The organism is Streptomyces lincolnensis, assembly GCF_021173675.1.
Taxonomy (GTDB): domain Bacteria; phylum Actinomycetota; class Actinomycetes; order Streptomycetales; family Streptomycetaceae; genus Streptomyces; species Streptomyces lincolnensis_B.
Genome location: NZ_JAIHON010000004.1, coordinates 128,548 through 151,000, shown reverse-complemented (window position 1 = coordinate 151,000; position 22,453 = coordinate 128,548). Strand labels below are relative to the sequence as shown.

Sequence of the window (22,453 nt, the reverse complement as noted above, 5' to 3'; positions counted from 1 at the left end):
TTCTGATAAATAGTGTGTTTCAGAACGGTATTTCATCCACCCACTTGTGTCCGCAGACGATCCTCATCGGTCGTCGGAGCGTCACAAGTGAAGTTACGGCAGACGTACGCGGTTGGTTCACCGTCGCTCAGCGGTCGGTCCGCCAGCAGCGGGAACTCCTCGCTGCCGGGCGTGCCCACCGCGACGACCGCCCCCGGGGCGGTGCCCAGCAGCGCCGTGCGGTGCAGGGCCCTGGTGCCCTCGTCGTCCAGGGCCGGTCCCACGATCGCGACCTCGCGCGGCCCGTCGAGGAACGCCTCGGCGACCGCCAGCCCCCAGCCGATGAACCGGGGCACCCGCGGCCCGAGCGCCTTGACCACCCCGAGGGCCTTCTCCGCGGCGACGCGGTGCGGTTCGGCGCCGGTGTGGGCCGCGTAGCCCAGCAGGGCGCCCGCGGCGGCGGTCCAGCCGGACGGGGTGGCGTTGTCGGTGGGGTCCTGCGGACGGCGGATCAGCTTCTCGGCGTCGGCCGCGGTGTCGTGCAGCGCGCCCGAGTCCGGGTCGGCGAACCGGGCGAGCACATGGTCGAGGAGGAAGCCGGCGAATTCCAGCCACACGCCCTCGCCGGTCACCGAGGCCAGCGCGAGGAAGCCCTCGGCGACATCGGCGTAGTCCTCCAGGACCCCCGCGTTGGCGCCGGCCCGGCCGTCCTTGCTGGTACGGGAGAGCCGCGCCTGCTCGTCCAGATGCAGTCGTACGAGGAGGTCGGCGGCCGTCACGGCGGCCTCGACCAAGTCGGGACGGTCGAAGTAGGCGCCGGTCTCGGCCAGCGCGGCGATCGCCAGGCCGTTCCAGGCGGCGACGACCTTGTCGTCCCGGCCGGGGGCGGGACGGGCCGCGCGCGCGTCGAGCAGCCGGGCCTTGACCGAGTCGATCCGTCCGGCGTCGAACACGCCCTCCTGCTGCGGGAGTTGCAGCACCGATGAGCCGTGCTCGAAGGTGCCCTCCTCGGTGACGCCGAAGTACTGGGCGGCGAGTTCGGCGTCCTCCTCGCCGAGCACCTCGGTCAGCTGCCCGGGCGTCCACACGTAGTACGCGCCCTCGACGTGCCGGCCCGTCCCGTCGTCGCTGTCGGCGTCCAGCGCGGAGGCGAACCCGCCCTCGGCGGTGCGCAGTTCGCGGACCATGAAGTCGGCGGTCTCCAGGGCGACCCGGCGGGCCAGCTCCGAGCCCGTGGAGCGCCACAGGTGGGCGTAGACCCGGCAGAGGAGGGCGTTGTCGTACAGCATCTTCTCGAAGTGCGGCACGATCCAGTCGCGGTCCACGGAGTAGCGGGCGAAGCCGCCGCCGAGCTGGTCGTAGATACCGCCGCGGGCCATCCGCTCGCAGGTGTCCTGGGCCATCTGCAACGCGCCCTCGGCGCCCGTGCGGGCGTGGTGGCGCAGCAGGAACTCGATCACCATGGACGGCGGGAACTTCGGCGCCCCGGCGAAGCCGCCGCGTTGCGGGTCGTACTCCCTGGTCAGCCCGAGCAGGGCCGCGCTCAGCTGCTCCTCGCCGGGAGCCTCGCTGTCGCCGTAGGAGATCTCACGCTCCGCCAGGTCCCGGACGATCTTCCCGGCGACGTCGGTGACCTCCTCCCGGCGGTCGGTCCAGGCGCTGTGCACGCCCTGGAGGACCTGCCGGAAGGAGGGCATGCCCTGGCGGGGGGCGGGCGGGAAGTAGGTGCCGAAGTAGAACGGCTCGGCGTCCGGCGTCAGGAACACGGTCATCGGCCAGCCGCCGTGCCCGGTGGCCGCCTGCACCGCCTCCATGTAGACGGCGTCGACGTCCGGGCGCTCCTCGCGGTCCACCTTGACGTTGACGAAGTGGGCGTTGAGGAGGTCGGCGGTCTCCTGGTCCTCGAAGGACTCGTGGGCCATCACATGGCACCAGTGACAGCTGCTGTAGCCGACGCTGAGCAGGACGGGCACGTTCCGCTTGCGCGCCTCCTCGAAGGCCTCCGCCGACCAGGGCCACCAGTCCACGGGGTTGTCGGCGTGCTGCAGCAGGTACGGGGACGTCTCGTGCGCCAGTCGGTTCGGCATGGAGTCCATCCTGCCGCAGTACCCCACCGCCCATGCGTCAGGCAGGCCCCGGACAGCGGTCCCCGGCTGATCCAGGGCCTCACGCCCCCTCGCCCCCGTGCGCCGTCCGCCGCACACTTGACCAAGAAAGCCGTTGCTGCCGGAGGGGGACGTGACATGCGGGACAGCCATCGCGCGGAGGCCGAGCGGCTGTTGGCCCGGGCCGTGGAGGAAGAGGTACGGCGGTCGGGAGGGCGTACCGACGGCGGCGTGCTGCTGTCGCGGGCGCGGGGCGCCCTGGACGCCATGGCGCAGTCGGCGGCCGAGGAGTACGAGGCGTACACGCGCGCCCTGGACGAGGCGGCCGCGGGTCAGCTCACCTTCGGGCAGCGGTACGCCAAGGAGGGCGGCGGTACTCCCCTGCTGGTGGCGGGGGTCGCGGCGGTCGCGGCCACTGTCGCCGACCTCGCCCTGGGCACCGGTATGGGCACCGCGCTGGGTGTCGGGGCGACCGTGGCGGTGACGGGCGCGGCGGCGACCGTGGTGAAGGTCGCCGGGTCGCATCTGCCCGCCGCGCATCACCGGGCGGGCGCGATGGGCCAGCCGGGCGGGCCCGAGCAGCTGCGTCTGCAGTGGCTGACGGCGTTGGAGGTACGCGGTATCCGCCCGTATCTCGACCAGCAGCGGGTGCGCAACGCCTCCACCGGCCCGAAGAAGGCCGGACCGCGCCTGAAGGGCGCCGACAAGAGCGCGGCGGCCCGCGGCCGGAGCGTGCTGGAGCAGTCCTTCGGCCAACTCCCGGAGCCCGTGGGCCCGTTCGCCGGGCGGCGGGAGGAGATGGCGCGGATCCGGCAGTGGGTGCAGGCGGCCCGGGCAAGCACGGAGACCCGGCCGACGGTGGTCGTGCTGCACGGGCCGTCGGGCGGCGGCCGTACGACACTCGCCGTGCGGGCCGCCCACGATCTGAAGGACTACTTCCGCGGCGCGTGCGTGGTCGACCTGCGCGGGGACAGTCCGGAGGAGCAGCCGCTGTCCACCCGGGACGCTCTGCTGCATCTGCTGAACCGGCTCGGCGCGCCGCGCGAGCAACTGCTCTTCCGGGAGCGGTCCTCCGCCGACCAGCAGGTCAAGCGGCTGGGCGAGCTGTATCACCAGCACCTGACGGGCCTGCCCGTCACGATCGTCCTGGACGACGCCTCGGACGCCGAGCAGGTCCGCGCCCTCGTCCCGGAACGCTCCGACAGCCTGGTCCTGGTCACCGCCCAGCAGCGCCTCGACCTGCCCGCCGAACTCGCCGCGTGGGTGCACGAACTGCCGGTGCGGACCCTGGACGCGGTCGGCGCCGAGGAGCTGCTGGGCGCGGCGGCCCAGGACAACAGCTCGCCCTACGACGCCGAATCGGCCGACCGGATCCGGGAGTTGTGCGGCGGGCTGCCGCTGGCGCTGCGGATCGCGGGCTCCTCCCTCGGCCCGCGCTCCCCCCGCCAACTGGCCTCGGACCTCGGCGCGTACGGACCCGTGGGCCCGGCCGAGCGGGTCCTGTGGCTGCGCTACACCGACCAGACGGACGCCGGCCGCCGACTGCTGCGCCGGCTGGCCCTGGCGGGCCGGGCCTCCCTCGGCGCCGCCGCTGCCGCCGCCCTGCTGGCCACCGGCGAGGCGGAGGCGAACCGCCACCTCAGGGCCCTGGCCGAGGCGGGGCTGATCGACCACGTCCGCGGCAACCGCTACCGCCTGCACGACGTCGTCCGGGCCTTCGCCCACGCCCGGCTCCTCGACGAGGAGGAGCCGTCGGAGCGCGCGGCGGCGCAGGAACGGTTGATCGTGAACTACGCCGACCTCGCCGACAACGTGCTGCGCCTGGTCGACGGCAACATGTCGACCCGCTCGGACCGCTTCAGCCCGCACGGCTTCCACTCCCTGGACGAGGCGCTGCGCTGGCTGGACGACGAGTCGAGCTTCATCACGGCGACGCTCAGGCACGCGGAGGGCGTGAACCAGGCGGCGGTACTGAATCTGCTGGGCGCCCTGTGCGACTACTGCCTGCTGCGCGGCGACCTCTACCGCCTGGGCGAGATCAGCGAACTCGCGCAGGCCGTCGACCAGGGCCTGCTGGTCCGCTCGGTGCAGTGGCGCACCGGTATCGCGGCCCGGCAGCTGGGCGAACTGGACCGGGCGCGCGCGACCCTCACCTCCGTGGTCGACCTCTACATGGAGGCCCACCACGACGCCGGCGCGGCCCGTGCCCTGTGCTCGCTGGGCATCACCCTGCACCACCAGGGCCAGCTCACCGAGGCCGCGGCCAAGCTCCGCGAGGCCCTGGACCTCCAGGCGCCGCCCGAGCTAGCCACCGACCGCGCCTGGACCATGCACGCGCTCGCGGCGGTGCAGCGGGACCGGGCCCGGCTGTCCGAGGCCATGGACCTGCTCAACCAGTCCCTGGTCCTGCACCGGGCCGGCGAGTCCGTCCACGGCGAGGCCTGGGCCCACTTCCAGCTCGGCCAGCTGGGCCTGCGCATGGGCGACGTCCCGCGCGCCGAGTCGGAACTGCGCGCCGCCCTCGACCTCTACGGCCGTACCCGCGACTCCCGGGGCGAGGCCTGGGCGATGACCCAGCTGGCCCGCGCCCGGCTCATCGACGGCGACGCCTCGGCGGCGGTGGACGGACTGCGCCAGGCGGCCTCCCGGCACCGCGACAACGAGGACGCGCGCGGCGAGGCCTGGACGGTGTACTACCTGGGCCAGGCCCTGGAGGAGACCGGCGACCTCGACCTCGCCGTCCGCGAACTCGAACGCTCCCGCACAATGCTCTCCCGCATCCGCGACGTCTACGGCCTGGCCTGCGCCCGCCACCACTCCGCCCGCGTCACCCGCGACCAGCGCGCCGCCCAGACCGGCTCCCTGCGCAACTCCGGCTTCGCCCGCCAGCTCCTGGTCGACGCCCGCGCCGACTTCCAGCGCGTCGGCGTCGCCCACGGCGAGGCCTGGACCTGCCTCGAACTCGCCGTCGTCGACGCCGGCAACGCCCGCATCCCCCAGGCCCTCACCCTCTGCGACGAAGCGGTGGGCCTCTTCACCTCCTACGGCGACCGCCGCGGCGAGGACTGGGCCCGCTTCCTGCGCTGCACCCTGCTCCCCTTCGGGGCCCCGGGCGGCGTCGAGGTCGGCACGGCGGTAGCCCAGGAGGAACTCACCCAGCTCGCCCGCGCCGCCCACCCCCTGCGCGACGAGAAACTCGACGACTACATCGAGGCGTACCAGCTCCTCCTGGAACGCGGAATCAACCTGGAGACGGGCTGGCAGGCCTGGCGGCTGGGGATGGTGCCGGGGCGGCATTCTCGGGAGGTGATGGGGGTGGCGGTGGCGGCTGCGCGGGGGTGAGACAGCCCTGTCGCCGGCCGACGGTCGCGTGGACCGACGCTCTCCGGGTTCTCGCGGCCTTCAAGGTGAGAGCAGGCGTCTGATACAGCATGACTCGGTGCTGCCCACCGGGTGTCACGGAATCATGCTGTATCGGTGTGCGCCGCTCAGCCCCGCTTGGCGCCGGGTTCCGCCGGGGTGTCCGCCGGGGTGCTCTCCGTGGCGGACTCCGGGGCGGTCTCCGTGGTGCTTCCGGACGCTGCCTTCGGCTCCGGGGGCTCCTTGAAGTCGACCCGGTTCATGTGCCTGCTCATGGACTTCATCAGGGCCCAGACGGCGACGGCCATCGCCGCGAAGACGATGAAGCCGAGGACGCCGGGGGTGACCTTGTCCTCGTCGACCTCCTTGGCGAGGGTCGCGAACTGGGTGATTGCCAGGCTTGCGCTTGCGCTCATGTCAGGCATTGTCGCGGATGCCCGCGAAGAGGTCGTCCTCGGGGAGGGAGGTATCGACGAGGGACTTCGCGAGCTCGTACTCCTCGGTCGGCCAGACCTCCTTCTGGATGTCCAGCGGCACCCGGAACCAGCCGCCGTCGGGGTCGATCTGCGTGGCGTGGGCGATCAGGGCCTTGTCGCGGATCTCGTAGAAGTCCGCGCACGGGATGTGCGTGGTGAGCGTCCGCTGCTGCATCCCGGACTCCTCCCAGCGCTTGAGCCAGTCGCCGTAGGGGGACTCCAGGCCGCGCTCGACCAGCGCGTGGTGCAGGGCTTCGGTGCGCTGACGGTTGAAGCCCTGGTTGTAGTAGATCTTCTGCGGCTGGTACGCGGGGCCGAACTCGTGCTCCGGGTACTTCTCGGTGTCCGCCGCGCCCTCGAAGGCCACCATCGAGATCTTGTGGGTCATGATGTGGTCGGGGTGCGGGTAGCCGCCGTTCTCGTCGTAGGTGGTGATCACCTGGGGGCGGAACGAGCGGATCTTCTTCACCAGCTCACCGGCCGCCTTGTCGACGTCCTCCAGGGCGAAGCAGCCCTCGGGCAGCGGCGGCAGCGGGTCGCCCTCGGGCAGGCCGGAGTCGACGAAGCCGAGCCACTCCTGCTTGACACCGAGGATCTCTCTGGCCTCGTCCATCTCCTTCTTGCGCACTTCGTGGATGTGCTCCTCGATGTACGCGTCCCCCTGGAGCTTGGGGTTGAGGATGGAGCCGCGCTCCCCTCCCGTGCAGGTCACGACCAGCACGTCCACCCCCTCGGACACGTACTTCGCCATGGTGGCCGCGCCCTTGCTCGACTCGTCGTCGGGGTGGGCGTGCACGGCCATCAGTCGCAGCTGGTCAGTCAAGACTCAATCCTCGTAGGTCGGCGCCCCCGCGCGAACGGGTGCGATCGGCGGCTTCTATAGTGACCGAATCGGGGGGCGAATAATTCCGGGATCCGGCTCCGGGGCCCGATCCGAGACCCTGGTTCCCCGGTTCCTCGGTTCTTCCCCCGACCGCCGACGGCCTTGCCGAGAGGACGATCATGAGTACGGCGAGCACACGACTGCCCGAGGGCCGTTACGGCCGCTCCTCGGACGAGCGCGCCGACCACAAGCTCAAGATTGCCGGAGCCGTGCTGGGGGCCCTGCTGATCGCCCTCGTCGGCTACTTCGCGTGGCACTACGTCGGCCAGAACAAGATCAGCGGTGAGGTGATCACCTTCGAGCCGGGCAAGGACTCGGTCCAGGTGCACCTGGAGGTCCACAAGGACGCCGACGCCACCGGCTACTGCACCGTGCGCTCGCAGGCGGAGGACGGCGCCGAGGTCGGGCGGGCCGACTTCCGCTTCGACGGGGACGCCACCCGCATCGACAAGGTCTTCACGCTCCGCACCACGTCACCGGGGACCACGGCCGAGCTGCTGGGCTGTCACGCGGACTGACGTACGAACGTCACTCCGAATACGTAGGCGCTGACCTGCGCGGACGAGTTTCTGATGGCTTATGTCCTCCCCCTTGGGCCGCTGAATTGTTAGGCTCGTGGTTTCGCCCTTCCATGAAGGAACATTCTTCTGGGTAGGGCGATGCTTTGTATTCCCAGTACCTACGAGGAGCACCTGTGACCCAGACCAGCGAGAACGTCACCTGGCTGACCCAGGAGGCGTACAACCAGCTCAGGGCCGAGCTGGAGTACCTGTCTGGTCCTGCGCGCACGGAGATCGCCGCCAAGATCGCGGCCGCGCGCGAGGAGGGCGACCTGCGCGAGAACGGCGGGTACCACGCGGCCAAGGAGGAGCAGGGCAAGCAGGAGCTCCGTGTGCGCCAGCTGACCCAGCTCCTGGAGAACGCCAAGGTCGGCGAGGCACCGGCGTCGGCGGACGGCGCGGTGGCGCCCGGCATGGTCGTGACGATCGCCTTCGACGGCGACGAGGACGACACGATGACCTTCCTGCTCGCCTCCCGCGAGTACGCGAGCGCCGATGTCGAGACGTACTCCCCGCAGTCCCCGCTGGGTTCCGGCGTGATCGGCCACAAGGTCGGCGAGGACGCGGAGTACGAGCTGCCGAACGGCAAGAAGGCCTCCGTGACGATCCTCAAGGCCGAGCCGTACAGCGGCTGACCCGCTGACAGGACCTTTTCGGCTGCCCCCGGTGTCCCAGGACTCCGGGGGCAGCGTCGTGTCCGGATCCGCGACGGCGCTTCGTCAGGCCGTGGCCGAGCGGTACTTGCGGACCGCCAGCGTCCGGAACACCACGATGATCAGGACCGAGTAGATCAGCGAGGCCCACACCGGGTGCTGCATGGGCCAGGCGTCCGAGGTCGACTGTCCCGGGTTCCCGAACAGCACCCGGCTGGCCTGCACCGTGGCACTGAAGGGGTTCCACTCGGCGATGTGGCGCAGCCACGGGGTCATGTGGGCGGTGTCCACGAACGCGTTCGATATGAAGGTGACCGGGAAGAGCCAGATCAGTCCGCTGGAGGTGGCCGCCTCGGGCGTGCGGACGGACATGCCGATCAGGGCGCCGATCCAGGTGAACGCGTAACCGAGCAGGAGCAGCAGGCCGAAGGCGCCGAGGACCTTGCCGACGTTGGTGTCGCCGTCCGAGCCGATGCGCCAGCCGACCAGCAGGGCCACCACCGCGAGGACGACCAGGGTCAGGGCGGTCTGCACACTGTCGGCGAGCGTGCGCCCGGTGAGCACCGCGCCGCGTGCCATGGGCAGGGAGCGGAAGCGGTCGATGAGACCCTTGTGCATGTCGTCGGCGATGCCCGCGCCGGAGCTGGCGGTGGCGAAGGTGACGGTCTGCGCGAAGATGCCGGCCATCAGGAAGTTCTTGTAGTCGACGGCGCTGGTGCTGTTGCCGATCTGCATGGAACCGCCGAAGACGTAGGTGAACAGCACCACGAACATGATCGGCTGGATGAGCCCGTAGATGATCATCTCGGGGATCCGGGACATCCGGATCAGGTTGCGTTTCGCGACGACCATCGAGTCCCGGATCGACTGGCTGACCGGGTTCGTGGCCGGCGCGACCCGCACGGCGTCGGTGACGGCGCTCATTTAGCGGCCTCCTTCTTGCCGTTCTCCTCGTCCTTGACCTCGGCGACATGGCCGGTCAGGGAGAGGAAGACGTCGTCCAGGGTGGGTCGGCGCAGGCCGATGTCGTCTATCTCGATGCCGCGGACGTCCAGTTCGCGGATGACCTCGGCGAGGAGCTTGGCGCCGCCGGTGACGGGCACGGTGAGCTTGCGGGTGTGCTCCTCGACGGTGGTGTCGCCCTTGCCGAAGCCGGCCAGCACCTCCCGGGCGGTCGCGATGTGCTCGCGCTCGTGCACCACGACCTCGACGCGCTCGCCGCCGGTGCGGGCCTTGAGCTGGTCGGAGGTGCCGCGGGCGATGACCCGGCCGTGGTCGACCACGGCGATGTCGTGGGCGAGGTGGTCGGCCTCCTCCAGGTACTGGGTGGTCAGCAGCAGTGTCGTACCGCCGGAGACCAGCTGTTTGATGACCTCCCACAGCTGTTGGCGGTTGCGCGGGTCGAGGCCGGTCGTCGGCTCGTCCATGAACATCACGGGCGGGGACACGACGAGGGCCGCGGCGAGGTCGAGCCGGCGGCGCATGCCTCCGGAGTAGGTCTTCGTGGGGCGGTCGGCGGCCTCGGTGAGGCGGAACTGCTCCAGCAGCGCCTCGGCGCGGGCCTTCGCGGCCTTGGCCCTCATCTGGTAGAGCTGGCCGACCATCTGGAGGTTCTCGCGGCCGGTCAGGTACTCGTCGACGGCGGCGAACTGTCCGGACAGGCCGATCGAGCGCCGCACCGCGTCGGGATCCTTGAGCACGTCGATGCCCGCGACGACGGCCTTGCCGCTGTCGGGCCGCAGCAGGGTCGTCAGACAGCGGACGGTGGTCGTCTTGCCCGCGCCGTTCGGCCCGAGCAGGCCGAGCACCGTGCCTTCGGGCACGTCGAGGTCGACACCGTCCAGAGCCTTTACGTCACCGAAGGTCTTGACCAGACCTTCGGCATGGATGGCGCCTGGCATATGAGTCTCCACGTCTTCGGGGATGCTTCACGTCTTCGGGGATGCTTCGGAAAGCCTAGATTTGTACGATTCGCCCCGCCTGATGGACGACGGAACCGCGAGGTCGTTCGCAGTGGCACGAGACACACCATAACGCGATGTATCGCGTCTCTCAATGGACTTACCCGAACGAGTGACGAAGCGGAATCCCGGCCTCAGCCGATGACGGTGTACCCCGCGTCGCGCAGGGCCTGGCCGACCTCGGCGCAGTGCACCGGCCCCTTCGTCTCCAGGTGCAGCTCGACCTCCGCCTCCGTGAGTCCGAGCCGTGGGTCGGTCCGTACGTGACTCACATCGAGGACGTTAGCGTCCACCACTGACAACGACCCGAGAAGCGACGCGAGGGCGCCGGGCCGGTCCGTCAGCCTGAGACGTACGGCCAGGTAGCGGCCCTGCGCGGCCATGCCGTGCCGCAGGACGCGCTGCAGCAGCACCGGATCGACGTTGCCGCCCGACAGCACCGCGACGACCGGTCCCTCGAAGGCGCCCGGGTCGCTCAGCAGCGCCGCGACCGGGCTCGCCCCGGCCGGCTCGACGACCAGCTTGGCCCGCTCCAGGCACAGCAGCAGCGCGGCGGACAGCTCGTCCTCCGTGACCGTGCGCACCTCGTCCACCAGCTCGCCGACGATCCCGAACGGCACGTCACCAGGCCGCCCCACCTTCATCCCGTCGGCCATCGTCGCCGGGTTCTCGATCGACACCGGGCGCCCCGCCGCCAGCGAGGGCGGATACGCGGCCGCGCCCGCCGCCTGCACCCCGACGATCCGCACGTCCGGCCGGAGGTACTTCACCGCGATCGCGACACCGGCCGCGAGACCGCCGCCGCCGATACCCAGGACGATGGTGCGCACCTCCGGGCACTGCTCCAGGATCTCCAGGCCGACCGTGCCCTGCCCGGCGATGACGTCGGGGTGGTCGAAGGGGTGGATGAACACCGCCCCGGTGCTGTCCGCGTACTCCTGGGCGGCGGCCAGCGTCTCGTCGACCACCTGGCCGTGCAGCCGCACCTCGGCGCCGTAGTCCCGGGTGGCGCTGATCTTCGGCAGGGGGGCGCCCTTCGGCATGAACACCGTGGACCGCACGCCGAGCAGCGAGGACGCCAGCGCCACGCCCTGCGCGTGGTTGCCCGCGCTCGCGGCGACGACACCGGCGGCCCGCTCCTCGGGCAGCAGTCCGGCGATACGGACGTAGGCGCCGCGCAGCTTGAACGACCCGGTCCGCTGGAGGTTCTCGCACTTGAGGTGCACCGGCGCGCCCACCTGCTGGGACAGGTACCGGCTGCCCTCCATCGCGGTCGTCCGCGCCACACCCGAGAGCATCTTCTGGGCTCCGCGTACGTCGTCGAGCGTGACCGGCGGTACGGAGGGGGCCTCGCGGTAGTTCATGTCTCAAGTCTCGCAGTTCACACGCACGGGCTCTCTCTGTGACCAACCTCCGAGACTGGTTTGCGCAGCCCCGGTACGACCCGCCTTCCGGCCGCGTACCCTGTCCCCCAACCCAGCACCCCCTTCATGAAGTGAGCCCCCGGCCATGCCCACAACACCAGAAATGTCGATGGACATGACGACCGTCGGTGACACCGGTCTTCTCGACACGTTGCAGCACGAGGTCGCGGTCTTCGCCCGTCGTGCCGAACAGACCCGGCTCGGCGGGGTGGGGCAGGTGCGCAACTCGATGGACCGAGCCGCGTACCTGCTGCTCAACCGGCTCGACAAGGAAGGCCCGATGGGTGTCAAGGCGCTGGCCGCGAGCATGGGGATCGACTCCTCCACGGTCACCCGGCAGGTGGCTCCGCTCGTCGACACCGGCCTGGTCAAGCGCACGTCTCACCCCGAGGACGGGCGCGCGGTGGTGCTCCAGTTGTCCCCGCGCGGGCTGTCCCGGCTGGAGGAAGTGCGCTCCTCCCGGCGTCAGTTGATGGCCGAGCTGACACACGACTGGGCGCCGGAGGAGCGCGAGGCGTTCTGCACGCTCCTCACGCGCTTCAACAGCGCGCTCTCCGCCCGGATGGCGGTCCAGGGACTCCCGGACGCGGAACCGCCGTCGGCCTCCTGAGGACGCAGGACGCACCTGCCGCACCGGACGCGCAGGGCTCTCGTCGGGGCTCGGGCTCGTCACACCGGCCAGGCCGCGCCGAGTGGTCTCCCGCACGCGCGCGTGGAGCGCTCTCCTCATGACGTGCGCGGGACGGTCGCCGTCCCGGCGTCGGCCCGGCCCGCCCCACCTGCCCGGCCCCCGCCCCGCCCGCCCCTCGGTCCGGCTCGCTGCTGCGCGGCTCTTGACCGGCGGGCCGGGGCTGGCCTCAGATGAGGAGCATCAGCAGGATCGCCCTCAGGGGGAGGCGCGGTGCGAGGACGGGGTGCGTCACAGAGCGCGCGTCGGGCCCGGGAGTTCCAGGCGTTCGTCGCGGGCGCGGCCGGGCGGCTGCTGCATGCCGCCACGCTGCTGACGGCGGAGGACCCGCACGACAACCCGCGCGCGCGGCGCCTGTTGACGCTGGCCCTGGCGCACACGTACGCGTGCTGGGACCGGCTCCGCGGCGAGGACCCCTACGACCGCACCCGCCAGTACCTGGCCACCCGCTTCGCGCGCGGGGCCTGGCACCAGTACGGCGCGCTCGGCCGCACCCGCTCCCGCGCCACCGGCGCCCTGGCCCGGCTCAGCCCGCAGGAGCGTCTGATCCTGGTCCTCAGGCTGTACGAGGGGGTCGCGGAGGAACAGGCGGCCGCCCTGCTCGGCCTCCCCCAGGAACGCGTCCGGGCGATCTGCGACCGCGCGACGACGACCCTCCTGCACCCGCCCAGGGGCCCTGCCCCCAGGCCGGTCGGCGCGAAGGTGGCCCCGTCATGAGGCCGGGGATCACGGGGCCGGTGATCATGAGGCCGGGGAATGGGCAGCGAAAAGCGCCCCTCATGAGGCGGTGCGGCACATGAACCAGCCCCGGCGGGAGGCCCTCGTACGGCAGATCCTGGAGGGCGGGCCGGCGTCCGTGCCGCCGGAGCTGTACGCGGACGTGATGCGCCGCGGCGGCCGGATGCTGCGCCGCAGGCAGGCGGCGCGCCGCCTGATGTGGCTGCTGCTGTTCGCGGCGACGGTGGCGTTCGTCGTGTGGGCGCTGGTGGCCCAGCCCTGGGTGGAGCCGCCCTCGGAGACGACCCCACCGCTGGACTGGTGAACGCGCCCGTCCCCGGGCTCGCCTCACCGCACGGACTGTCCGAGCGCCCGCCGCGCTATCCCAGCGCCTGCCGCAGGTCCTCCAGCAGGTCCTCGACGTTCTCGATGCCCACGGACAGCCGTACGAGATCGGCGGGCACCTCCAGCGCCGAGCCGGCCGCGGAGGCGTGCGTCATCCGGCCGGGGTGCTCGATCAGCGACTCGACGCCGCCCAGGGACTCGCCCAGCGTGAACACCTTGGCGCGGTTGCAGACCTCGACGGCCGCCTCCTCACCGCCCTCGACCCGGAAGGAGACCATGCCGCCGAACGCCCGCATCTGCTTGGCGGCGACCTCGTGCCCGGGGTGGTCCTCCAGACCCGGGTAGAGAACCCTGCTCACGCGCGCGTGCCGGGTCAGCATGTCGGCGACCTTGGTCGCGTTCTCGCTGTGCCGGTCCATCCGCACCGACAGCGTCTTGGTGCCCCGCAGCACCAGCCAGGAGTCGAAGGGCCCGGCGACCGCGCCCATGGCGTTCTGGTGGTACGCCAGCTCCTCGCCGAGGTCGGGGTCGCTGACGACCAGCGCGCCGCCGACGACGTCCGAGTGGCCGCCCATGTACTTGGTCAGGGAGTGCACCACGACGTCCGCGCCGAGGGACAGCGGCTGCTGGAGATACGGCGTGGCGAAGGTGTTGTCCACGACGAGCCGGGCGCCCGCGTCGTGCGCGACCTGGGCGACCGTGGCGATGTCGGTGATCCCGAGCAGCGGGTTGGAGGGCGTCTCCACCCACACGGCCTTGGTCTTGGGCGTGATGGCGGCCCGTACCGCGGCGGCGTCGGAGGTGTCGGCCACCGACCACTCCACCCCCCACCGGGAGACCACCTTGGCGAACAGCCGGAACGTGCCGCCGTACGCGTCGTTGGGGATGACCACGTGGTCGCCGGGGCTGAGCAGCGTACGCAACAGGCAGTCCTCGGCCGCCAGTCCGGACGCGAACGCGAGGCCGCGACGGCCGCCCTCCAGGGCCGCGAGGTTCTCCTCCAGGGCCGTCCTGGTGGGGTTGGCGCTACGGCTGTACTCGTAGCCCCCGCGCAGGCCGCCCACGCCGTCCTGCTTGTAGGTCGAGACCTGGTAGATCGGCGGGACGACCGCGCCGGTGAGGGGATCCGCGGTGTTGCCCGCGTGGATCGCCAGGGTCTCGAAGTGCTGACTGATGTGCCTGTCACTCATGGGCCCCGAGCGTAGCCCGCCGACGGGGCCGATGGCGGACGCCGAGGTCGGGGACGGTCTACCCGGCCGCCGAAGCGGCGATCGCGGAAGTTGTCCACAGGCCGCCGGCCGGGTTGGCCAATTGTCGGCGGCGTCTGGAACCCTTGAGACATGGAAATCCTCTGGGTTCTGATCGCGCTGGTCATGCTGGGCTTCGTGCTGCTCCCCGTCATGCGGCGCCGCCGGGGCGGAATCGAGCAGGTCCACCCCGGCCACCCGGACGCCGCGGACCCCGCGAACTACGGGTTCGCGCAGCAGGAGGAGCTGGACATCCGGATGCCCGGCCCCGACCAGGACCTGCTGGACGTCCTGGACGTGGTGCAGCGCTCGCAGGACCACAAGGCGGCCTCACAGCTGCTGGCCGGCACCGAGACCGAGGGCGAGCTGCGCTGGCAGCGTGTGCAGGCCTTCGCCGGTGCCGCCTCGCTGGAGCTGCGGCAGCGGCCGGGCGGTGTCAGCGAGTCGCCGGGCGGGCAGCGGCTGAGGGTGTGGCGGGCCGAGGCGCCCAAGGACGCGGGCGGCGCGGCCGTGCACGCGGAGTTCCTGGTGCAGCAGGCGTGGCGGACGGCGACGCCCGGCACCGACGAGTTCCGGATCATCATGGAGGAGGCGAAGGCGGCGTGCGGCGACGCGGCGCTGCTCGCCCCCGGTGACCCGATCCCGTACATCATCGAGCTGTCGGTGGCGCGCGGCCTGGCGTATCCCCGGCCGGAGTTCGAGCAGCTGTGGCTGAAGATCCTGGACCGCGCCCCGAACCACATGGGGGCGCATCTGGCCGCGCTGCACTACTGGTGCGAGAAGTGGCACGGCTCGCGGGCGCTGGCGTACGACTTCGCGGAGGCCGCGGCCGCGCGGGCGCCGAGAGGCTCCCTGCTGGCCGCCATGCCGCTCTTCGCGGTCTTCGAGCACCTGCCCGAGGTGAACCTGGTCAGCGGTTTCTACCAGAGCGAGGTCGTGACCAAGGCGATCCACGGCGCGCTGCACGCCGTCCACTCCGCCCGCGCCGACGACCCGATGCTGGCGCACGTGCGGCATCTGCTGGTCTTCTTCCTGGTGCGTTCCGAGCGCTGGGCGGAGGCGATGAGCCAGCTCGTCCACATCGACGGCCATGTCGGCGCCCTCCCCTGGACCCTGTCCCCCGACCCGGCGGCGGAGTTCGCGGTCTACCGGGCCCTGGCGGTCGCGGGCTACGAGGCGAACGGCGGCAGCCCGGCGACCCTGCCGCACTGACCACCGAGACCGCGCCGACGGGGCGCCCGAGCCGAGCTGCGGTTGCGCGATCGGGGGCCGACGCGGCGCGTACGGCTACGAGCTCGGCACGTACGAGTTGCCCGCTGCGGCCCTGCTCGACGCGAGGCCGAGCGGCGGGACCGGGAGCGCCACTCGTTTCACCGCGCGGTCCACAGCGGCCGGCTCGCCTCCCTCCCCGCCCAAGACGACACCCGGCCGCCGATCTGGGAGACCGCCCGCCCCGACGACCCGGGCGCGGCGATCGTGCGGGTCCGCGGCACCGTGGCGCCGGCCGGGAACATCCGGGGCGGCAAGCGGGCGAAGTGCACCGCCGGTTCCGCCTGGTGGACGGCTGCGTCCACGCCCTCGTCGACGCCCTCCCCCTGGCGAACGCGTCGGCATCGGCCCGGCCGGGCCCGTCGACGGAATTCGGGGCGGCGCCCGGTCGTTGGTCCGGGTGCCGCCCGGATCGGTTCGACGAGACCAGGAGACCCGGGACCGGGGCCGGCGAGGAGACGAAGAGGAGCCCGCCCATGCTGTTCGGCCGTACGCCCGTCCTGCCCACTCCCGAGCAGGCGCTGAAGGGGCGCCCGGAGCCGATGTTCACCGTCCCCGACCGCCACACCGTCCTCGGCACCCCCCTGCTCGGCCCCTACCCCGAGGGGTACGAGATCGCCGACTTCGCCCTCGGCTGCTTCTGGGGAGCCGAGCGCAAGTTCTGGCAGCTCCCGGTCGGCGTCTGGACCACCCTCGTCGGCTACCAGGGCGGCCACACCGAGAACCCCACCTACGAAGAGGTCTGCTCGGGGCTGACGGGCCACACCGAGGTCGTCCGCGTGGTCTTCGACCCGGCCCTCGTCTCCTACGAGCGCCTCCTCAGGACCTTCTGGGAGTCCCACGACCCCACCCAGGGCTTCCGCCAGGGCAACGACGTCGGCACCCAGTACCGCTCCGCCCTCCACACCCACACCCCGGCCCAGGCGGCGGCCGCCGAAGCCTCCCGCGCCGCGTACCAGAAGGCCCTCACCAGCTCCGGCCACGGCACGATCACCACGGAGATCCTGCCGTCCGAGGGCCGCCCCTTCTATCCGGCCGAGGGGTACCACCAGCAGTACCTCGACAAGAATCCGGCAGGGTACTGCGGCATCGGCGGGACGGGCGTGTCCTGCCCGACCGGCGTGGTCACCGCTTCGGAGGCCGCGGTCGAGTAGCGATGTGGACGTGCCCCGGGTCCCCGTAGGGTGCATCCGTGACTGCCACGTTGAGTTCCACGAAGGCCCGGGCCGCGCTGCGTACATCGGCGCGGGTCTCCGGGGAGTTGCTGCTCGTCCTCCTGATGCTCGCGGTGGCTCTGTGGGTCCTGGGGCGGATGTGGCCGGTCGTCTGGCCGCTCGTGATCGGTCTGCTGCTGACCACGCTGACCTGGCCGCCGACTCGGTTCCTGCGGCGGCACGGGTGGAAGCCCGCCCTCGCCGCGTCGTTCGTGACGGTGCTGTTCCTGTTGGTCTGCATGGGTGTCGTGGCGCTGATCGCGGTACCGGTGGCATCCCAGTCCGGGGAACTGACCGACGGGGTGTTCAAGGGCGTTCAGGAGGTGCGGGAGTGGGCCGCCGGGCCGCCGTTGAACATCGATGACGCCCAGGTCAACAAGGCCTTCGACTCGGCGGTCTCCCGCGCCCAGGACAGTCTCGGCAACCTGGCCGGCGCTGTCGTCACGGGAGTGAGCACCGTACTGAACGGGCTGGTCAGCGCCGTCCTGGCCCTGTTCCTGATGTTCTTCTTCCTCAAGGACGGCCCGCGGTTCCTGCCATGGCTCGCCCGTCAGCTGCCCGGCCGGCTCGCCACCGACGTGCCGACCGTGGCCGCGCGGGGCTGGGACACCCTGGGGTCGTTCGTGCGGTCCCAGGCGGCCGTCGGTCTGCTCGACGCCGTCCTGATCGGCCTGGGCCTGTGGATCCTGGGGGTACCGCTGGTGCTCCCGCTGGCCGTGCTGACCTTCGTCTCCGCGTTCGTGCCGATCATCGGTGCGCTGTTCGCCGGTTTCGTCGCGGTGCTCATCGCGCTGGTCTCCAACGGCCTGACGGACGCGCTGATCGTGCTGGCCATCATCGTGGTGGTGCAGCAGCTCGAGGGCAACGTGTTCCAGCCCATGATCCAGAGCCGTGGGCTCGGCCTCCACGCGGCCGTGATCCTGCTGGCGGTGACGCTGGGCGGCAGTCTCGCCGGCATCGTGGGCAGCCTGCTCGCCGTACCGGTCGCCGCGCTGATCGCGGTGGGCTGGGGCTACGTGCGTGAGCAGCTCGGCGAGCCCTCCCAGGACCCGGGAGCCGACGGACCGGACACGGACACCGCCGCCCCTGTCCCGTCCTAGCACCGCGCGACCGCGCCCCGACGGCAACGGCCCGGCGGCGCCAGTCCGACGGCATCAGCCCGACGACAGTGACCAGACGACCGTGACCCCACGACAGCGGCGACCCGCCGACGCATTCGGCCTCACGCCCCCGACAAGTGCCGGGTCACGACCGCGCTGAGCGTACGCACGCCACGCGTCGAGCCGGGGTTGATGCCCGTGAGTTCGCGGACCCGGCGCAGGCGGTAGTCCAGGGTGCGGGTATGGACGTTGAGCGCGGTCGCCGTGGCACCGCGGTGCATGTCGTGGCGGTAGTACGCGTCGAGGGTGGCGAGGAGGTCGGGGCCGGTCTCCAGGCGACGGGCCACCGTGCGCAGCCAGTCGTCGACGAACGGCACCTCCGCGACGGCGAGTTCGACGAACACGTCGGCCAGGGTGTGCGGCCGCAGCCGGGCCGGGGTCCGGCGGAGAGGCGCCGCCCGGCTGATCCGCCGGGCGCGGTCCAGCGCGTCGGCCAGTTCCGGCAGCGGTGCGGTGGCGGTGCCGACGGCGCAGGGGCGGCCGAGGGCGCGGGCGAAGTCCCGTACGAGATCGAGGTCCGGCAGGTGGTCCGGGGTGGGATCGGACAAGAGGCCGGGGACGGTGTGGGGCGGTGGATTCTCCGCTGTCGGCGTGCCGGGGACCCCAGGAAGCAGGGGAAACGGGGGAAGCGGGGGAAGCAGGGCGATCAGCTCACCGCTTCCGTCCTCGCCCTCCGGTCCCCACATGACCGGCGTCCGGTGGCTCTTCACCAGCGTCTCGATCTCGCTTTCCAGGAAACGATCGACGGGGGGCCGGTCCGGAAGTCGGAACACCGTCACCGCGCAGTGATCCGGAAGTTCCATGTCGAGGGCCTCGGCGAGTTCCGCCGAAATCGGATCTCCGTCGAGCAATGACCGGGTGAGCAGGGCGACCTGTTCGATGTACGGAATTCGGCGGCGCAGTACGCGCACGAATCCCTGGCGGTAGGCGACGATGCCGCGTTCACCCTGCGGGGCGAACCAGGTCATCATGCGCATGAGTTCGTCGACACCGCCGCCGCGCTGGGCCTCGGTCGCCTCGTTGATCTCACGCAGCATGAGCTCGGTGTGCAGGCGCAGCACCCGCTGCCGCGCGTCGAGCGACATCCCCGCGCCCGCCCGCTGCTCCCCGATCGACGCGATGTAGCCCAGGTCGTCGCGGCTCAACTCGTCGTTGTCCGGAGACAGTTCGATGGTACGACGCCGGAGCCACAGCGCGTGCTCCAGCGTGTCGGACCGGGCCCGGGGGTCCTTGTGCAGGAACCCGAACTCCGGGATCTCACGCGTGTATGTCTCGACCTCACGGCGGGCGTTGGTCGACGCCCGCCGGGCCAGCTCGGCGAAGAGGCTCCCCATGGACGCGAGCATGTCATTCGGGACGAACGGCCGACAGCCGAGATCCGGACGGCGTTCATCACTCCGCACAAAACGGCGGCAAGTATGCCGACCGGGCTTTTGTCACAGTGCGCAAAATTCCCGGATCGGGGCGTTCTCGTCACCTCTTCCGCTTGTGGAGGAGGTGTGAAACGGCCTTAATGAGAACCGCGTTGAAGCCCGCGGTAATCAGTACGGGCGAGCACAGGGGAATTCTCAGCCAGGCGCTACGCAGGGCGCTTGCCAAACGGGAGGGAAACTCCGATGAAAGCTGGCACGAGAAAGAGAGTCATGGCGGCGGTCGCGGTCGTGGTCACGTCGACGGCGCTCATGCTCGGCGCGCCGGGCACCGGTTCGGCCGCCCCCGCCGCCACGCCCAGCCTGCGCGCGTTCGGGATCAGCGGCGACGGCACCCTGATGGCGACGTTCACGACCGACCGGCCGAACATCCTCGACTGGGTCAGGGCCGTCACCGGGCTCAGCGGCGACACGGCTCTGATCGGGATCGACTTCCGGGTGCAGGACGGACTGCTGTACGGCGTCGGCAACAAGGGCGGCATCTATACGGTCAAGCCGGCGACGCCCACCACGGACGTCGTGGTCACCAAGGTGTCCCAGCTCCAGTACACGCTGCACGGCACGAACTTCGGCGTCGACTTCAACCCGGCGGCCGACCGTCTGCGCGTGATCAGCGACACCGGCCAGAACCTGCGGCACAACCTCAACGACCACAGCACCGTCCAGGACCTGAACCTCACCACCCCGCCGATCGAGGGCACGACCAAGGGTGTCTCGGCCGCCGCCTACACGAACAACGACCTCAACGCGGCCACCGCGACCACGCTGGTGGACATCAACACGACCAGCGACCAGGTCGTCCTCCAGTCCCCGGCGAACAACGGCACGCTCGCCCCGACCGGCAGCCTCGGCATCGACGCCGGGATCAACGCCGGGATGGACATCTTCAGCACCCTGTCCGGCGGGAAGACGGTCGACAACGCCGCCTTCGCCACCCTCACCCCGTCCGGCTCGGCCACCCCGTCGCTGTACAGCGTCAACGTCTTCACCGGCCAGGCCACCGCCATCGGCCAGTTCCCGCTGAACATCACGGACCTGGCCATCTCCCTCACCGGATCCTGATCCCCGGGTACTGTCCGCCCTTCGCCGCGGCCCGGCCACCACCGGTCCGCGGCGAACGGGTGTCACCGTGCCGCGCGGCCGGGCCGGCTTCCCACGCCGGGCCACGTCGTGCCGCCAGGCCGGTCGTCCGGAGTGACGGAGACGGCGGCGTACCGGAACTCGCCTCCCGGGCCCGGCAGTCGGGAGTACGGCCTCCAGTCGAGGACGTATGTACCGCGCAGGGCGCAGGTGTTGCGCTCGTAGGTGCCGTCGGCCCACAGCAGGGTGCCGGAGAGTTCGCGGTCCTGGTGGATCCTGAAGTCCCGGTCGCGCGTGGGCCGGCGGCCGGGCGCGGGAGGGGTCCACAGGGAGGCGTCGTTGGTCAGCATGACGGCGAGGCCGTTCTGGTCCGGGTGGTGGCAGAAGCGCTCCAGCCTGGCTATGTCCCGGACGAAGTGGAGGCGGGCGAGGTCGGTGGCGGCATGCCCCTTCAGGGCGTAGTCCTCGGAGGGCGTGCCCGCGGCGCCGGCCACGGTGCCCGTCCAGCGGCGGGTGAAGTACTTGAACTCGATCGCCGTACGGGCGGAGGGGCCGATGCACAGGAGGTCCAGGTGTGCGGTCCCGCCCGGATGGCTCTGCGGTACCTCCAGCCGGGAGTGCACGTCCGGCGCCAGTTCCCACAACGCGCGGGCGAAGCTGTGCTGGAGGTCGGCCTCGGAGTGGAAGACCGGCCGGTGGCGGCCGAGTCGGGCGAGGACGTCGTCGAGTGGGGCCCGTCCGGCGACGGTTCTGCCGCCGGAGACCGATGCCGTGGTCACGGTGCCATTGAACCCGACTGAACCCGACGCCCGCCCCACGGAACCGCACGACGACGGAACGCCGCCGAACCCGTCAGGCCGTCGGCGCCCCCGTCAGCACCTCCACCTTCCCCGTGTCGAGCGAGTAGTACGCGCTGACCACGGCCAGGTCGCCCTTGGCGACGAGCGGGGCGAGGTCCTTGTTGGAGCGCAGGGCCGCGGAGGTCTGCTTGACGTGGATGCGGATCATGGCGTCGACGGGGTCGGGATGCTTGGACTTCACCGTCTCCCGGTACGCCGGGCGCAGCGCGTCGGAGATCGCCTGGAGGTTGCCCGGCAGGGTCTTGCCGTCGCTCAGCGCCTTGTACGCGGCGTCAATGGCCCCGCAGCGCTGGTGGCCGAGGACGACGACGAGGGGGGTACCGGAGGTGAGGGGGCCGTACTCGACGGAGCCGGTGACGACCGGGCCGACGACCTGGCCGCCGGTGCGCAGGACGAAGAGGTCGCCGAGGCCGGTGTCGAAGAGCAGCTCCGGCGGGACGCGGGAGTCGATGCAGGAGAGGATCACGCCGTAGGGGTCCTGCTTCTGGGAGACGAGTTCGCGGCGCTCGGGGTCGCGGTCGGGGTGCTCGAGGGTGCCGTCGACCCAGCGTTCGTTGCCGTCCATCAGCCGTGCGAACGCCGTCCAGGGCGAGTCGGGCCGGGTGGTGGGAGTCGCGGAGGCGCCGGTCGCGGAGGCCGCCGGGCCGGCGGAGGGCGTGCCGTCCGTCTTCGACGAGCAGCCGGTTATCAGGGCCGCGGTCGTCACCAGGCCGCCGGCGAGGAAAGCCCTGCGCTGCGGTTGCCGAACACCAGTCATGTCTGTTCCCCTTGCTCGCCATACGTGCCGTGCGTGCCACGCGCGCCATACGCGCCGTGCGTGCCGTGCGTGCCGTGCGTGCTTGCGGTGCCAGCCTCGCGGGGGACCGGTTAGCACCCGTACAGCGCCGATCAAGGGCAGGGGAAGCATCTGCCCAAGGTGCGAAGGGTCATGGGGCGTGGCGCTGGGTCACCGTCCACGAGCGTTCTGAGAATATTTGTTCGAATCGCCGGTGGAGGCGAATCTTCCGTCCTAAGCTCACCCGCATGCTGATCCATCGGACAT

Annotated in this window: 21 protein-coding genes; 10 read left to right on the top strand and 11 right to left on the bottom strand. The window is 71.4% G+C overall.

Annotated elements, in window-relative coordinates; genetic code table 11:
• Positions 1–32 precede the first annotated feature (32 nt).
• Complete coding sequence (locus K4B79_RS11400) at positions 33–2,066, bottom strand: thioredoxin domain-containing protein (RefSeq protein ID WP_232026383.1); 2,034 nt, start codon at positions 2,064–2,066, stop codon at positions 33–35.
• A gap of 156 nt (positions 2,067–2,222) precedes the next feature.
• On the opposite strand from K4B79_RS11400, the gene K4B79_RS11395 reads away from it, so the two are divergent.
• The gene (locus K4B79_RS11395) at positions 2,223–5,426 is read left to right on the top strand and encodes a tetratricopeptide repeat protein (RefSeq protein ID WP_232026382.1); all 3,204 of its coding nucleotides are present in this window, start codon (positions 2,223–2,225) and stop codon (positions 5,424–5,426) included.
• A gap of 146 nt (positions 5,427–5,572) precedes the next feature.
• Here the strand turns inward: K4B79_RS11395 and K4B79_RS11390 are convergent, their stop codons facing one another.
• Both K4B79_RS11390 and mca read right to left on the bottom strand, forming a co-directional pair.
• A complete protein-coding gene (locus tag K4B79_RS11390; RefSeq protein ID WP_232026381.1) occupies positions 5,573–5,869 on the bottom strand; it encodes a hypothetical protein in 297 nt (98 codons plus the stop codon).
• Positions 5,862–6,722, bottom strand: coding sequence for a mycothiol conjugate amidase Mca (gene mca, locus K4B79_RS11385; RefSeq protein WP_232026916.1), 861 nt, complete (start codon positions 6,720–6,722; stop codon positions 5,862–5,864). Before mca ends, K4B79_RS11390 begins: the two co-directional genes overlap by 8 nt.
• Positions 6,723–6,922: 200 nt before the next feature.
• On the opposite strand from mca, the gene K4B79_RS11380 reads away from it, so the two are divergent.
• Together K4B79_RS11380 and greA are read left to right on the top strand one after the other, a co-directional pair.
• On the top strand, positions 6,923–7,321 hold the full coding sequence (locus K4B79_RS11380) for a DUF4307 domain-containing protein (protein ID WP_232026380.1): 399 nt from the start codon (positions 6,923–6,925) through the stop codon (positions 7,319–7,321).
• A 176-nt stretch (positions 7,322–7,497) separates the two neighbouring features.
• The gene (gene greA / locus K4B79_RS11375; RefSeq protein ID WP_232026379.1) at positions 7,498–7,998 is read left to right on the top strand and encodes a transcription elongation factor GreA; all 501 of its coding nucleotides are present in this window, start codon (positions 7,498–7,500) and stop codon (positions 7,996–7,998) included.
• 84 nt (positions 7,999–8,082) lie between these two features.
• Here greA and K4B79_RS11370 read toward each other — a convergent pair whose 3' ends face one another.
• The 3 genes from K4B79_RS11370 to ilvA all read right to left on the bottom strand — a co-directional run bounded on the left by K4B79_RS11370 (position 8,083) and on the right by ilvA (position 11,341).
• Complete coding sequence (locus K4B79_RS11370) at positions 8,083–8,940, bottom strand: ABC transporter permease (RefSeq protein WP_232026378.1); 858 nt, start codon at positions 8,938–8,940, stop codon at positions 8,083–8,085.
• The gene (locus tag K4B79_RS11365; protein WP_232026377.1) at positions 8,937–9,917 is read right to left on the bottom strand and encodes an ATP-binding cassette domain-containing protein; all 981 of its coding nucleotides are present in this window, start codon (positions 9,915–9,917) and stop codon (positions 8,937–8,939) included. The genes K4B79_RS11370 and K4B79_RS11365 overlap by 4 nt, the downstream gene beginning before the upstream one ends.
• Positions 9,918–10,111: 194 nt before the next feature.
• Complete coding sequence (gene ilvA, locus K4B79_RS11360) at positions 10,112–11,341, bottom strand: threonine ammonia-lyase (RefSeq protein WP_232026376.1); 1,230 nt, start codon at positions 11,339–11,341, stop codon at positions 10,112–10,114.
• A gap of 163 nt (positions 11,342–11,504) precedes the next feature.
• Here ilvA and K4B79_RS11355 point away from each other — a divergent pair, with 163 nt between their 5' ends.
• From K4B79_RS11355 to K4B79_RS11345, 3 genes are all read left to right on the top strand, one after another.
• Positions 11,505–12,011 carry a MarR family winged helix-turn-helix transcriptional regulator gene (locus K4B79_RS11355; RefSeq protein ID WP_232026375.1) on the top strand — a complete coding sequence of 169 codons (507 nt, stop codon included), beginning with the start codon at positions 11,505–11,507 and terminating at the stop codon, positions 12,009–12,011.
• Positions 12,012–12,302: 291 nt separating this feature from the next.
• Entirely contained in the window at positions 12,303–12,806 is a 504-nt protein-coding gene (locus K4B79_RS11350; protein ID WP_232026374.1) for a sigma factor-like helix-turn-helix DNA-binding protein, read from the top strand.
• Positions 12,807–12,885: 79 nt separating this feature from the next.
• Complete coding sequence (locus K4B79_RS11345) at positions 12,886–13,131, top strand: hypothetical protein (RefSeq protein ID WP_232026373.1); 246 nt, start codon at positions 12,886–12,888, stop codon at positions 13,129–13,131.
• Positions 13,132–13,186: 55 nt separating this feature from the next.
• Here the strand turns inward: K4B79_RS11345 and K4B79_RS11340 are convergent, their stop codons facing one another.
• Positions 13,187–14,341: a cystathionine gamma-synthase gene (locus K4B79_RS11340; protein ID WP_232026372.1), complete on the bottom strand. Its 1,155-nt coding sequence runs from the start codon at positions 14,339–14,341 to the stop codon at positions 13,187–13,189.
• A gap of 150 nt (positions 14,342–14,491) precedes the next feature.
• Here K4B79_RS11340 and K4B79_RS11335 point away from each other — a divergent pair, with 150 nt between their 5' ends.
• On the top strand, positions 14,492–15,610 hold the full coding sequence (locus K4B79_RS11335) for a hypothetical protein (protein WP_232026371.1): 1,119 nt from the start codon (positions 14,492–14,494) through the stop codon (positions 15,608–15,610).
• Positions 15,611–15,768: 158 nt separating this feature from the next.
• Here the strand turns inward: K4B79_RS11335 and K4B79_RS11330 are convergent, their stop codons facing one another.
• A complete protein-coding gene (locus tag K4B79_RS11330; RefSeq protein ID WP_232026370.1) occupies positions 15,769–15,972 on the bottom strand; it encodes a hypothetical protein in 204 nt (67 codons plus the stop codon).
• A gap of 171 nt (positions 15,973–16,143) precedes the next feature.
• Here K4B79_RS11330 and msrA point away from each other — a divergent pair, with 171 nt between their 5' ends.
• Together msrA and K4B79_RS11320 are read left to right on the top strand one after the other, a co-directional pair.
• A complete protein-coding gene (gene msrA / locus K4B79_RS11325) occupies positions 16,144–16,821 on the top strand; it encodes a peptide-methionine (S)-S-oxide reductase MsrA (protein WP_232026369.1) in 678 nt (225 codons plus the stop codon).
• Positions 16,822–16,859: 38 nt separating this feature from the next.
• A complete protein-coding gene (locus K4B79_RS11320; RefSeq protein WP_232026368.1) occupies positions 16,860–17,981 on the top strand; it encodes an AI-2E family transporter in 1,122 nt (373 codons plus the stop codon).
• 122 nt (positions 17,982–18,103) lie between these two features.
• Here K4B79_RS11320 and K4B79_RS11315 read toward each other — a convergent pair whose 3' ends face one another.
• Positions 18,104–19,375 carry a PucR family transcriptional regulator gene (locus K4B79_RS11315; protein ID WP_232026367.1) on the bottom strand — a complete coding sequence of 424 codons (1,272 nt, stop codon included), beginning with the start codon at positions 19,373–19,375 and terminating at the stop codon, positions 18,104–18,106.
• Positions 19,376–19,684: 309 nt separating this feature from the next.
• Here K4B79_RS11315 and K4B79_RS11310 point away from each other — a divergent pair, with 309 nt between their 5' ends.
• Positions 19,685–20,533 (top strand): DUF4394 domain-containing protein, encoded by an 849-nt coding sequence (locus K4B79_RS11310; RefSeq protein WP_232026366.1) that lies wholly within the window; start codon positions 19,685–19,687, stop codon positions 20,531–20,533.
• A gap of 62 nt (positions 20,534–20,595) precedes the next feature.
• Here the strand turns inward: K4B79_RS11310 and K4B79_RS11305 are convergent, their stop codons facing one another.
• The gene (locus K4B79_RS11305; protein ID WP_232026365.1) at positions 20,596–21,330 is read right to left on the bottom strand and encodes a hypothetical protein; all 735 of its coding nucleotides are present in this window, start codon (positions 21,328–21,330) and stop codon (positions 20,596–20,598) included.
• Positions 21,331–21,403: 73 nt separating this feature from the next.
• Positions 21,404–22,168: a carbonic anhydrase gene (locus K4B79_RS11300; protein ID WP_232026364.1), complete on the bottom strand. Its 765-nt coding sequence runs from the start codon at positions 22,166–22,168 to the stop codon at positions 21,404–21,406.
• Between the last annotated feature and the right edge of the window lie 285 nt (positions 22,169–22,453).